This is a genomic window from Hallella colorans, assembly GCF_003096815.1.
Lineage (GTDB): Bacteria > Bacteroidota > Bacteroidia > Bacteroidales > Bacteroidaceae > Prevotella > Prevotella colorans.
Window position 1 is genome coordinate 1 of record NZ_QENY01000035.1, and the last position, 13,309, is coordinate 13,309.

Annotated in this window: 12 protein-coding genes and 1 pseudogene; 4 read left to right on the forward strand and 9 right to left on the reverse strand. The window is 45.3% G+C overall.

Annotation, left to right across the window (positions count from 1 at the left end; genetic code table 11):
- Both C7379_RS12040 and C7379_RS12050 read right to left on the reverse strand, forming a co-directional pair.
- On the reverse strand, positions 1–719 hold a 719-nt coding region (locus C7379_RS12040), incomplete at its 3' end, for a phage integrase SAM-like domain-containing protein (RefSeq protein WP_207773431.1).
- Positions 720–1,501: 782 nt separating this feature from the next.
- Positions 1,502–2,248 (reverse strand): SDR family NAD(P)-dependent oxidoreductase, encoded by a 747-nt coding sequence (locus tag C7379_RS12050; protein ID WP_116617495.1) that lies wholly within the window; start codon positions 2,246–2,248, stop codon positions 1,502–1,504.
- A 184-nt stretch (positions 2,249–2,432) separates the two neighbouring features.
- On the opposite strand from C7379_RS12050, the gene C7379_RS12055 reads away from it, so the two are divergent.
- The 3 genes from C7379_RS12055 to C7379_RS12065 all read left to right on the forward strand — a co-directional run bounded on the left by C7379_RS12055 (position 2,433) and on the right by C7379_RS12065 (position 5,063).
- A complete protein-coding gene (locus tag C7379_RS12055; RefSeq protein ID WP_116617496.1) occupies positions 2,433–2,930 on the forward strand; it encodes a DUF4251 domain-containing protein in 498 nt (165 codons plus the stop codon).
- Positions 2,931–3,190: 260 nt separating this feature from the next.
- Entirely contained in the window at positions 3,191–3,955 is a 765-nt protein-coding gene (locus C7379_RS12060; RefSeq protein ID WP_165815073.1) for a glycoside hydrolase family 25 protein, read from the forward strand.
- A gap of 595 nt (positions 3,956–4,550) precedes the next feature.
- Entirely contained in the window at positions 4,551–5,063 is a 513-nt protein-coding gene (locus C7379_RS12065; protein ID WP_116617498.1) for a toxin-antitoxin system YwqK family antitoxin, read from the forward strand.
- A gap of 220 nt (positions 5,064–5,283) precedes the next feature.
- On the opposite strand, the gene C7379_RS12070 is transcribed toward C7379_RS12065, so the two are convergent.
- The 7 genes and pseudogenes from C7379_RS12070 to C7379_RS12105 all read right to left on the reverse strand — a co-directional run bounded on the left by C7379_RS12070 (position 5,284) and on the right by C7379_RS12105 (position 11,877).
- The gene (locus C7379_RS12070; RefSeq protein WP_116617499.1) at positions 5,284–6,090 is read right to left on the reverse strand and encodes an exodeoxyribonuclease III; all 807 of its coding nucleotides are present in this window, start codon (positions 6,088–6,090) and stop codon (positions 5,284–5,286) included.
- 4 nt (positions 6,091–6,094) lie between these two features.
- Positions 6,095–6,700, reverse strand: a complete 606-nt coding sequence (locus C7379_RS12075) for a DUF4840 domain-containing protein (protein ID WP_116617500.1) — start codon at positions 6,698–6,700, stop codon at positions 6,095–6,097.
- The gene (folE, locus tag C7379_RS12080; RefSeq protein WP_116617501.1) at positions 6,700–7,281 is read right to left on the reverse strand and encodes a GTP cyclohydrolase I FolE; all 582 of its coding nucleotides are present in this window, start codon (positions 7,279–7,281) and stop codon (positions 6,700–6,702) included. Before folE ends, C7379_RS12075 begins: the two co-directional genes overlap by 1 nt.
- A gap of 65 nt (positions 7,282–7,346) precedes the next feature.
- Positions 7,347–8,039 carry an SPOR domain-containing protein gene (locus C7379_RS12085; RefSeq protein WP_116617502.1) on the reverse strand — a complete coding sequence of 231 codons (693 nt, stop codon included), beginning with the start codon at positions 8,037–8,039 and terminating at the stop codon, positions 7,347–7,349.
- A gap of 175 nt (positions 8,040–8,214) precedes the next feature.
- Positions 8,215–10,376: pseudogene (locus C7379_RS13165) on the reverse strand (BT_3928 family protein).
- Positions 10,377–10,478: 102 nt separating this feature from the next.
- Positions 10,479–11,036: a DUF1599 domain-containing protein gene (locus C7379_RS12100; protein ID WP_116617504.1), complete on the reverse strand. Its 558-nt coding sequence runs from the start codon at positions 11,034–11,036 to the stop codon at positions 10,479–10,481.
- A gap of 424 nt (positions 11,037–11,460) precedes the next feature.
- A complete protein-coding gene (locus C7379_RS12105; RefSeq protein ID WP_116617505.1) occupies positions 11,461–11,877 on the reverse strand; it encodes an RNA recognition motif domain-containing protein in 417 nt (138 codons plus the stop codon).
- A gap of 598 nt (positions 11,878–12,475) precedes the next feature.
- On the opposite strand from C7379_RS12105, the gene C7379_RS12110 reads away from it, so the two are divergent.
- On the forward strand, positions 12,476–13,114 hold the full coding sequence (locus C7379_RS12110) for a hypothetical protein (RefSeq protein WP_116617506.1): 639 nt from the start codon (positions 12,476–12,478) through the stop codon (positions 13,112–13,114).
- Positions 13,115–13,309: the final 195 nt, after the last annotated feature.

Here is a 13,309-nt window from a genome sequence, read left to right on the forward strand (position 1 = left end):
TCAAAGTGGAGAGTCTTTAACTTCTCAAATGCCCCTCTGTCAAGTGCTTTGGGGAGTTTCTTGTTACCCTTGCTGATTTTGACTTTGTCGAAAAGCAGGATGTCTGCCAACCCCTCACGGTAAGCCAGCCTGCATACCGTTTTCAAATGGGTGGCGACATTGTAGAATGAGCTTTCCTGAAATCCACACTCCCCCAAGAAGTACTGCTGAAACTTATGGATGAAGTTCTCTGTCAGTTGTGAGAGGGCTAAGTCAGAAACCTTATACTTCTTTTGGATGAACTCCTGCAAGTGGATTCTCGTGGAGTGATAGCTTGCCATGGACTCTTTTCTGATGTCTATACCTATATGACTTTCTTTCTCTTTTATGAGCATATCAAGTCTTTCGATGAGCATGCACCGTGTCTGCACACTTCCTTGAAACTGTTCCTTCACATCGGTTGCGTCAAATGGGCAACCTCTTGCAAGCAAAGTCTGATAGGCTGACTGGATGGACAGCAGCAAGTTCTCCAACCTGCCATTCACCTCCACCGCCTCACGACTTTTTCCGTCCATTCTGCTCTCACGGGGATTCCACAAGTCAGGATTGCAGGAGAGCTTGCAACTGAACTGGGCGATGGAACGCCCAATGGTAATGCGTCCCATAATCGGAGCCTTACCCGACTTGTCAAGTCCGCTCTTTTTGAGGTAGAGCAACACCTTCATTTTTTCTGTTTTCATACGCTTTGATGTTTTGTGGCAAAATTACCAATTTCAAAGCGTTCCTCACTTATGCAGAAAACTGCCGACCGCAGCAACAGCCACACGAGTAAAAAAATCAGTTACCGAACATTGCTCCATCGTTACCTATGGCAAAATCGGGTAACGGTTTGGTAACTGAACTTCTGCCTAAATCTGCATATTCCTGCCCTTTTTGAAAAGAGCACTTCTATGCAAATTATTCCGTTTCCTGCTCATTATCAGTCAGTTTACACCAACTTCGATATCTCCTTATTTTCGCTGATTAGTTGCACGCTCAATAAGGCCTAATCAGGCTATGAGAAAGCACTAATCGCGGCACTCTTATGATTTTTGGTAATGCTCAACTTGGTTTTGACAAAAAAAGATAGCCCTTTTTGCTCTGGATGACTCGAAAATAATGATCAAAAAAACCGTAATTTTATTTTATAAATTGAAGAACAAGAGGAGAGGAATGGGGGGCAAAAGAATGAATGGAGACAGCCGCGCCGGATACAAGAAACGGCCGGGCGCGGAAGAAATTTACACGTATGAACTTTTAGCCTGCATCATGCCTTCCTGTTTTTATCCTGTTTGCAGTTACGTGGTTACCGCAATCGTAGGGACCTGCGGCACCCCCAAAAGTAAATACCTACTGAGCCTTTTGCTCCCCCATTAAATATCAGCTGAGCCGAAGTAATGATTGTGCCAAAGATACTGCAATGGCCAAAATGCCACTTATAATTAGGCGTATCGACCGGCTATACTCTCACGACGGCGCATTCTTATTGACGCACTATGCAGCTACCGTTAGCCTGATGTGTGGCTAAAACGAGCACCTCTGCTATCTGGACATGCGCGGGTGCGGAGGCTGCATAGTAGGCCACATCAGCTATATCGGCACCAGTGAGCGGCTTGATACCCTTGTAAACACCAGCAGCGCGCTGGTCGTCGCCGTGAAAACGCACGGCGCTGAAATTAGTCTGAACCAGCCCTGGTTTCACGTTGGTCACTCGCACGGCCGTATGCGCCACGTCTATGCGCAGACCGTCTGATAGCAACTTTACGGCGGCTTTGGTGGCACAATACACGTTTCCACCCGCATAGGCAGCGTCGCCAGCCACACTGCCAATATTAATGACATGGCCGTGATTACGGCTCACCATACCCGGCACGACAAGACGAGTCATGGTAAGCAGTCCCTTGACATTGGTATCTATCATCCTGTCCCAATCTCCGTAGTCTCCCTCATATTCGGGTTCCAACCCTTGCGCCAACCCAGCGTTGTTGATAAGCACATCTATGCATTTCCAGTCATCGGGTAATGTCTCAATCGCCCGGCGCGCGGCATCACGATCTCGGACATCAAAACACAGTGTCAACACATCGGTGTCAAGGCCGTTCTTGAGAGTTTCTAACTTTTCATCACGCCGACCGGTGATGATGAGGCGATAGCCACCCTCGGCAAACTTGCGTGCGCAAGCCTCACCAATACCACTGGTGGCTCCAGTAATTAAAACGATAGGTTTCATGTTTGAAAGTTTTTAATGATGATTATCAATACACAAAAGTAGCAATATTAAATGAATAATTAATCTATTTCTCAACCTTTTGCATGACAAAACATAATGACAAATCTGTAATGTATGACAAAAAAGATTAAATAGGCAGTAGTCTCACGAAAATATAGTATATTAGCGACAAAAATATTACAATATGAAACCAGTGCTGAAATTGCTTGTCATAGCATGCTGCTTGACAGGGTGTGCCACGGTGACCACTACTCGACAAAAAGCTGACGAGCGGGAGAGAATATTTGCGGAGATAAGCCATTCTGTCCAAAACAAAAATTACACGATGGAGTTCAACTACGTGACACCAATGACATTCACGCCTCACTTCCTCACCTCAAACTATTCTGTCCAGGTAGATGGTGACAGTTTGCGCAGCTTCTTGCCATTCTTTGGTCGCGCATATCGGGCAGATACATACGGCGACAACAAAAGTCCACTCTGCTTTGATGGGCCTATTCTGTATTATACCGTAGACAAAAAGAAGAAGAAAAAGCTGCGCGTAGAACTGAAAACACAGCATCACTCAGACTATCTCACCTATTATATAGAGATATTCGAAGATGGCAAGGTGAGCCTTAGCGTTACTTCATCCGACAGAGAAACGATAAATTTCTCGGGAAATTTGGTGAGAAAAGAATAGGCTCGTGCGCTTGAAAAAATAAACCACCGGCCCAACACAAAATATATTCTGTTTAAAAAGCAGGTTAAATCATGGCAAAAAGCCCGAAGACCCACACACACAGACAGCCGCACAGACATGGTTGCGAAAACCATCAGCATGGAAATCACTGGCAGCTGAGGTGGCTTCGGCGATATCAACACCACAACGACAGCCATGAAAGATGGGCAAGAAAAACACATCTTAAGCATCGAAGGGAATGGACGAAAAAGATTGGCCGCATGGCTTTATCGGCTATTATCGGTATGGCCCTATGCATAATAGTCATTGCCCTGATCGCTCCTGACACATTTTTGAACCATCTGACGGGCAAGAAAATGCTTGACGGAGACATTGAGCTACATCCCACCGCCAACCGGCATCTCAAGCTCGACTACGATGGCATTGACGTGTCGCACCACCAAGGCGCCATCGATTGGCAACGAGTGGCATGCGACACCTGCGTGAAATTTGTCTATATCAAGGCCACTGAAGGACAAACTATCATAGACACAAACTATATCGAAAACGTAAATCAAGCCCTAAAGGCTGGGATTGCCATAGGTTCATACCATTTTCTAACCTCAAAAAGTAGCGTGCGAGAGCAATTTAAAAATTTCTACAGCGTGGTGGACCGTCGAAAACAGACTGTCGTGCCTATGATAGACGTGGAGCAAGAAGGCGTGAGAGGATGGTCCAGACAACAAATTCAAGACAGCTTGGAACTGATGGCTCAACTTATCGAGAAACACTATTACAATCAACCCATCATCTATTCCTACGCCCATTTCTACAATACCAACCTTGCACCTCGTTTCAATCAATACCGGTTGTTCTTAGCGCGATACAACATGAACGAACCAATTATCAGCGGCATAGGTCAACCCACCATCTGGCAACACTCTGACCAAGGTATCGTGGACGGTATAGCGATACCGGTAGATTTGGATGTCTTTGGCCAAAATACTAACCTGAAAGATATCATAATGAAACATAGGCCAAATTAAGAGAATTGAGCGAAGTTGAAAACGATAGGTGGTCATTTTTTGTTACTTTGATAATTGTGCTGCGTTAACAGCATGAAAAATATCAATATTAACTTGCAATATGTCGGGAAACAGACCGTAGAACTTTCAAAATAAAACACGCGCAGATTTAAGCCGACCTTTCATTGTCATGAACACCCAAATAATTGCCATCTCATTGATAGGCAAAAAGAAACTATTTTGTCATATTGAAAGTTATCAAAGGGTGTTTAATAACAATCTGTTTTATAGGTAATTTATATTTACAATCATATCGTAAACAAACTAATTTCTCTTCGATATTTTACCAATAATTATATGGCAAATACATCTTATAATATGACACATTGATATTAAATAGCGTTATTCTCCCTGTTTAAACTCATACATTCTTGCAATATGTAAGCAAATCTGCAAATATTGATAAAGTTTTAAATTGAAAGGTAAAAGTTTTTATCGACTGTTTATTCGACGAAAAATAATTATAAATTACTGTTAAATAATTAGGTCGGTTAGTATTTTATGTATACGCTTTGCAGCGTAATTATAACAAACCTAATATTTAGGAGGAATAAAAATGAAAAATATCGTACTTATCTCAGCCATGATGCTCATTTCCATGGCAAGTTTCGGACGCAAGCACGTCAGCGAAACAGCAGTTGTAGTTGCAGACACCATTTACTATGCAGCCGATCAAACTTCGGTTAGCCATGCAGATCAAGCGGCCTATTACAGACTGCTGCTCACTCAAAACAACGGCAACAAGAAAGAAGACGTCTTCACAGACTACTATATGGACGGCACGCTGAAGGCCGAAGGCGGTTACGACTTTATTGACCTTGGCAATGACAAAAACAGCATTTTCAACGGATCCGTGACCACCTACTACGTTAATGGCAAAGAAAAACTCAATGGCAAATACCTGAATGGTAAGCGTGAGGGTTATTTCACACTGCACATGCGCAATGGAAGTGTCGCCGTGATAGCATACAAAGATGGGAAGTCAAGATTTGACTATTTCATGGTAACCAATCCTGACGGAACACAAGAGAAAAGGTCTCTCTCAGAGATTAAAAGCCTTTTACAATAAGAAAAGGATGTTTTTAACGAAGAAACTATAAAGAAATCCTTTAGTTTAGTATTTCAAACCATAAAATAAATCTCTCTTACAATAAATAATACAACAATAACTACTAAACAGAAAAGGAAAACCCGCATTCGTGAGAATGTGGGTTTTTATGTGTCATGAAATTCCACTTGTCTATGACAAAGGCATACGCACCACCAAATGGGCGCACGGTGCCAACGAGTCAACGTATGTCAAGCAGCAGCTCCACAGGGCAATGGTCACTGCCGTAAATCTCCGTGTGTATCTTGGCATCTATCATTTTCTCTCGCAATCGATCAGACATGAGAAAATAATCCAACCGCCAACCGGTGTTTCGCTCACGCGCCCGGAAGCGGTAGCTCCACCAACTGTACGTCACTTGGTCTGGATACATTGTTCGAAAAGTGTCTATAAAGCCCACCCCGAGCAGCTCCGTCATCTTGCCCCGCTCCTCATCGGTAAAGCCAGCGTTGTTACGATTGGTCTTGGGATTTTTGATATCTATCTCCTCATGAGCTACGTTCAGGTCACCACAAACAATGACAGGCTTGTGCTCGTCGAGTTTTTTCAAATACGTTCTGAACGCATCCTCCCACTCCATACGGTACGTTAGCCGTCTGGGCTTGACCTCATCGGGCAAAGCTTCTTGAGAGTTGGGGGTGTAAACAGTGACTAAATAAAACGTGGGATACTCCAACGTGATAACCCTTCCCTCTTGGTCGTGCTCCTCAATGCCCATCCCTCGCATCACGCTCAATGGCTCATGGCGAGCATAGATAGCCGTACCGCTATAACCTTTGCGCACGGCATAGTTCCAAAAAGAACGGTACCCCTCAAACTCTAAGTCCAGCTGGCCAGCCTGCATCTTGGTTTCTTGCAGACAGAAAAAATCTGCATCGAGGCTCTTAAAAACTTTCTCGAAGCCCTCGCTAACGACATTTCCCTCCTTGTCGGTCTTGGGCTTGACACATGCGCGAAGCCCATTTACATTCCAGGAAATAAACTTCATGGACTTAACCTTTTGATGTTGCTATTAGTTTAAAAACGGTTCTGCGGAACAAGTCGCTCGTCTGCGTCACCTTGTCAATATACAACGCATACGTGTTCATCATAAATACCATCTCCTTAGTAGATATCTTGTAAATGCCAACAGACGTCTCATTGCCATTAAAGAAGACAATATGGCTATCGTGCTCCGTATTATCAACCTTCCATTTGAAATCAATATTATGTGGCATAACGTTTAGAGTGTACAAGTCGTCCTCAACGCTGTAAAAGCCAATGTTGCATTTTAAGTCCTCATTGGGCAAGTTCTTCAAGGCATCCAAAAGCTGCGGGTTGGCTTGTGGCGTTAAACTTTGGGAGAAAATACTTCGTGGAAAGTCTTTAATGGTGATAACAGAGTCCACTGTCCAAGTAATGTTTTTAATCGTGTCAGGGATCTGTCTTGGGTCTGACGTATACACCATTTTGCCGTGATAAGTGCCTTCCATTGTCTTGACGGCTGCATTCATTTTCTCCTGTGTCAACACGTTTTGGGTGTTGTCGTCATCCAAACAAGATGCCATGCTACATACAACGATGGCACAAGTCAAGAATAAAGCTAACTTTTTCATCATTATTTCTGTCTTATAAGGTTCATAAATTCCTCCCTCGTTTTGGCTTGGTTGAAAGCCCCGCAAAAGTCAGAGGTAGTAGTAACGCTATGCTGTTTTTCCACGCCACGCATCTGCATGCACATGTGACTGGCCTCTATGACGACCATTACGCCAAGCGGTTGGAGTGTCTCTTGGATGCAATCCTTGATTTGTTGGGTCAGTCTTTCTTGCACTTGAAGCTTGTGGCTGAGTATATCTACCACGCGAACCACCTTGCTCAAACCTGTAATATACCCATTTGGGATATAGGCCACGTGGGCTTTGCCGTAGAATGGCAACATATGGTGCTCGCACATAGAATAGAAATCGATGTCCTTGACGATGACCATCTGGTTGTAATCTTCTTTGAAAAGGGCATCCCTAAGCACCTGATGGGCATCCTCGAAATAGCCACGGGTAAGTGTTTGCATGGCTTTAGCCACACGCATGGGAGTCTTTACAAGCCCCTCACGACTTGGATCCTCGCCCAAAAGTTTCAAAATCTCCTTGTAATGGGCCGCAAGTTCATCTAACCCCTTGCGGTATCCTGGTTCCAAAATCATAGTATTATAGGTATAATGTAGATATTGTATAATAATTAAATGTGAATGTTACCTTCACGGAAACACTAATATTGCACCGTTATCTTGCCTTTTACAATGGTCGCCGACCGATAACCCATGCCCCTAATGCGTCTCAACACACGGTTTGCCTCTGCGTAAGTGCGATAGTTTCCCATACGGCAAATCCATCTTGGCGAATAAAAGTGCACATAAATCGGCTCTTCAGGAAATTGCAGCTTAACGGCATTGCCTATCTGTTGAGCTCTCAACTTGTCGTTGCGCGTATTGCCACCGGCAAAAACCTGCACTCTGTAGCCACTGATTTTTCTGCTGCCACGCATCACCTTTTTGCTCATATCCACCACTGGAGCCTCAACCTCTATTTCTGTTTTCTCAGGCTTGGCGGTTACGTGCGAAGTGCTTCCAAAAGTTTTACCCGTGTCGACATTACGATGAGCAGGTGCATATTCCGACGCTTTCTCATGTGGTTTCGTCACGCCCTGTACAGGCTTGGTGGCTGTGGCGCCACCTGCCGACGGACTATTCGCTGGTTTGGCAATGCCATTGGCGGGTTTGGATAGTGTTGCCGTCGCGCCTAAATGGTTCACAAGTTCATCTATTGTGGTGCTTTGGGTGACAGTGACCTTACCTTTTGCGTCTTTGTTATGTCTTAAATGGTCAAGAAAAGTCTGTGCCTCGGCATTGAGAGCCAAGCACCAAATCATCATGCCAAGGGCTACATGTTTCTTTCTATTCATAGAGTATCGAACTTAAATCCATTCACGCCACGACCGCAATGGCATGTCATCTTCCGTGCATTTCATTCGGCTAAAATGGGAATAACGAGCTGGAGAGCGATCGCTAAGCGCGTTTAGCATACAGGCTTTCGCCCTCCAGCCCAGATCTCCCAATATCAATCAACGGTCCTTGTCATTATTTTTTCCATGCGTCGATGATGCCTTTGAAATCGGGCGCCTTCAGCGAGGCACCACCAATGAGACCACCATCGATGTCAGGCTTGGCGAAAAGCTCGGGGGCGTTGCTCGCCTTGCAGCTTCCTCCATATAAGATAGAAGTGTTGTCAGCTGCTTCTTTGCCATATTTTTCGGCCACAATAGAACGAATGTAGGCCAACATTTCCTCGGCTTGGTCAGACGTGGCGGTCTTGCCAGTGCCAATTGCCCAGATAGGCTCATAGGCTAAAACGATGTTCTTCCACTCATCACTTGAGAGATGAAAAACAGACCCTTCCAACTCGGCCTTTACCACCTCGTTTTGCCTTTCGGCCTCGCGCTCCTCAAGAGTCTCGCCACAGCAAAAAATCACTTTTAAGCCATTGGCCAACGCCAAAGCCACCTTGTCCTTGAGGATAGCTGCCGTCTCACCATAGTATTGGCGCCTTTCAGAGTGCCCGAGTATCACATATTGTGCGCCAGTAGACTTTACCATAGACGCTGAGACCTCGCCAGTGTAGGCGCCGCTCTCCTTATCAGAGCAGTTCTCGGCGCCCAAGCCCACCACTTTCTCGTCTAACACCTCGGCCACTTTGGCCAAATGGATGAACGGTGTGCATATCACCACCTCACAATTGGGTTTGTCTGCAACGAGCATGTCGTTGATTTCCTTAGCCAATGCCACGCCTTCTTGCAGATCTTTGTTCATTTTCCAGTTTCCTGCTACAATTTTCTTTCTCATTATTATTGCTTTTTAAAATTAAATTTCTTGATTGTATTATATCACTATTCGTTTTCAACTGTTCCCTCTCGCTTATCGCTCACATTCCTCGTCTTGCGTCTCAGTCTGCCACTCCAAGCCCAAGCGCGATCGGCCAAGGTGAGCAAGATGAGGGGTATAAAAAACCAAGCCAGCACCTGCGCGACAATTTTGCCCACGGTGTCGGGCGCCGGACGCCCTATCTCCGACTTGACGAGAGGCTCAACCAGCTCGGCACTTTTGGGCAAACCGTTATGGCTCCACTTTCTGATGATGGTTCCATCCTTGAGCAACAGCAACCCGGGATTGCTGCGAATGACAGTCTTAAGGGTGGTCTCATCAGTGAAATAGAATGGATATTCGGCACCAGTGAGATTTTTCCAATGGTCTATTTCAGATTTGGAGGATGCCGTCAGACAATAGAATGGTACTTTCGCTTGTCGCGCGTACTCATAGATTTGGTCTATATCGCCAAAGTTTGTGTCATTGGCCCTACCCAAATGGGGCGATATAAGCAGGAAGAGATAGCCCGGACGCGACAGCGTCTCCTCTGTGATGTCATAGCCATCGGCTCGCTGTATGGAGAAATCATGGATGGGAGGAACATAGCCCGGCTCGATCTGTACGGTTTTCGAGTCGATAAACTGCCACGTGGAGTCTGGATAATTCTCAAGCGAGAATTCCTTGCGTTGACCGTTTTTTTCCATGATAAAGGTTGTCTCAAACTTAGGCTGTGGAGCGCCTTCGGGTATCTCCATTCCTTTCAGGATGTTCATGCCAACGCGATAGGGGCGAAAATCAAATATCGGCAGTTTGTAGAGGCAATAACCAGAAGTGACGATAATGAACAAGATGGTGAAATTAATGGCTATCCACTGGGTGGAGCGTGAGAGGAAACGATACATTGCCAAAGGCCATTTGGCCAGCACAATGGCACAAGCCAGCAGCACGATATTCTTGAGAAATGTCTCCACGTTGGTCAGCACGACAAAATCACCGAAACACCCACAGTCTTTCACGGGGTTGGCCACCAATATCCATAGCGTGACTATGGTCATCACGGACATGAGCGCCAAAGCTAACTTGGAGACAAAACGGCGGCGGATAGCGAACAAGACAAATATACCAATAGAGAACTCAAAGGCTGACAATAGCACCGAAGCGCCTATCGTCACCACATCGGGAGCTATACCTGGCCATCCAACAGCTGTCAAATAGTCTTGTATCTTATATTGCGTGCCCAATGGGTCGATGGCTTTCACAAAGCCCGACAGTACAAGTGTGGCACCCAATACTAATCGACACACGTTTACGACCACGCGCACTAACCATCCATCACGCACGCCAACGCCATGTTCAGTGTCTCGTGAGGTCGGCGTCATCGCCGCGGGCTCAATGCCAGTAGAGCGCGTGCCTGTCTGTTTGTTATCGTCTTGCCACATTTGTTATCCGCTTGAGTTATCGAGTGTCTATACCACGCATAATCAACTTTTGGGGTTGTTTTCCGAGAGTCTTATCACGCCAAAAACAGCGTAATTGATAATATCGAGATAATTCGCGTCAATGCCCTCGGAAACCAATGCCTCACCAGCAATGTCTTCCAATTCTTTGACGCGTTCTATCTTAGTGAGTATCAAGTCTGTATAGCTGCTCACCCGCATATCCCTCCATGCCTCGCCATAATCGTGGTTTTTCTTGGTCATAAGCTCAAAAGCCTGCCGAGCATGCTCATCATACAAGGCCAACGCTGCCTCCACGGTCATGTCCACGGTGTCGGCAAACCCGAGTTCTATCTGTATCAATCCCACGATGCCATAATTGACAAGCGCCACAAACTCTGGCCTGATACCCTCGCCCACCATCGATTCTCCCAATATCTCAAGCGACCTAATGCGCTTGGCTTTGATAAAAAGCTGGTCAGTAAGCGACGACGGCCGCAATATGCGCCACGACGCCCCATAATCATGCAACTTCTTGGCAAAAAGCTCACGGCATTCTGCCATAACATCTTTAAACTGTTGGTCTGTATCAGGTTTTGCCATAACAATTGCAAAGTTACTCAAATAAATTGTAATCTTGCAAGTGTACAATGAAAATTAACGACTATATGTAAGCCTCAAAAATTATTTTCATCATATTTGTGCCTATTTTTTCAGTCGACATCAGGCAATAAAAAGGGGCCATGCCAAACCACACAACCCATAAACGACAAGGTAACGACAACAAGGCGACATGAAGACGCTAACCAAGTGAGAGATAAAAGACAAGAAGGCAAACCATCAATTTAATTTTGAAAAGCTTACCCACCTTATATTATATGGCGCACATGGTATTGTGACCATGCGCGCCTGTACCTGTCGCCTCTAAAGATAGCCATAGCGCAGAGAGTAAAAACATCACCATGCGCTTGGCTTGACACCACACCCAGAGCACGGCCAGGGCATGGCGCGAATGTGTCAAGGCAGATTAGTAACGGTCATCGCGGCCGTAGCCATCGTTATCGTCATAGCCACCACGCGCACCATGACCATAGCCACCGCGGTCTTCGTCGTACGACCTGCGATTGTCACGACCATAGCCGCCACGCGTGTCGCGGCCGTAGCTGCGCTGGCCGTCAAAGTTGGCGCGAGGCCTGCGCTCCTCACGAGGGCGAGCCTGGCTCACGTTGAGTTCTTTTTCTTCAAATTCTTTGCCATTCAAGGCCTCAATGGCAGCGTTGGCCTCATCGTCGTTGGGCATCTCCACGAAGCCAAAACCACGCGAGCGACCAGTCTCACGGTCTGTGATGATATGGGCGGATTCCACCTCACCATAATTAGAGAAAAGTTCTTCAAGACTCTCTTGCTGAGTGCGAAAGTTGATGTTTGATACAAAAATGTTCATTACTTTTTTAATATTACAAATAAAATTGGTTTATCACTCCATTCATGACAATGGCACAAGGTCGCAAAACCGCGAGCCACCGCCGCCAGCAAACCATGGAAAGCGCTCTTGCCCCGAACGCGATAAGAAAGATATTGGAGATAAACCGCTGTCCTAACAGCCCAAAAACGCCCATCATCGATTTACTCAAAATCTAACTTTCTGTCCACCCTACAGTAAGCTACAAGAAACATTATTTTGAGGTCAATTATTACGATGACACATCCGCCACGATTTGGGAGGAAGGGCATTGTGAAGAATAGATACTACAAAACCATTCGTTCTTATGCCGGCAAAGGTATGTAAATAATTTCACACGACACCATGAACACACGTTTTTTTTAAGATTTTCCATCAAAATAACACGCAACCATCATACACTCACATCGCTAAAACTCATTTGCCAAGCCACTTTTGGCCACAAAGTCACACGCAAACTCTCTTTTTGGGATGGCTCGACGACTATTTATTTAAATAATTTTGAGTTCTCGCAATATTGTACTACTTTTGCAAACACTAATTACATTTACAACTCACACACTGTAAAGCCAATACACTTATGGGATTTTTGTCAAAAATATTCGGCGGAAAGGCGCAAGACGAGAAAACCGGAGGCATGCAAGACTACATGACCTTGGTGCGCGTATACTTCCAAGCCGCGTTAGCCTCTCAATTAGGTATCACCAATTTGGGCATGCTGCCCGACTTGCGGATGTTCAAAAACACCCTCCGCGTGCCCACCCTAAACAACAAATTGGGCGAGGGAGAGAAAGCGCAGTGCAAAAAGATGATGAGAGAAATCTATGGAACCGACGACAGCTTCTTCAAGGAAATAGACCAGAGCATACGCCGAAACTGCAAGCGCATTACCGACGTACAAGTCTACATGGTTCAGTTTCAGAACTTCTCGCAAGACCTCATGATGACGGTAAGCAACCTTATGAAATTCAAATTGCGCGTGCCATCCATTTTCAAGAAGACCATCTATACCATGACCGAGAAAACCGTTGACGACATTTTCACGAAAAACAATTTCACGGACGCAAGCGTTATGAAAACCGCTTTGGGCATTCGCAAATACAACCATCGGTTGGGATTTTCACAAAAATGGATCACCGATTTTATATTTCAAGTAGTGATGCTCGCTAAAAAAGAGCCTAAAGCAGGGCAAGAGGATGCTGCCAATAATAAGAAATAAGATTGATGCCATAAATCAATAGTCCGTTATTATTGGAGATAATGGCTACGCGGCTTTCCGTTACCAGCCATGGAGTTCTCCGATGGTATAACCTATTAACGGGTCAGTCCTAAAACCCAGTTGCAAGCCCTCTCCTCTCAGGCACATAATTTCATAAGTATTTGTTATCTTTGCATCATGAAGAATCACCAATTA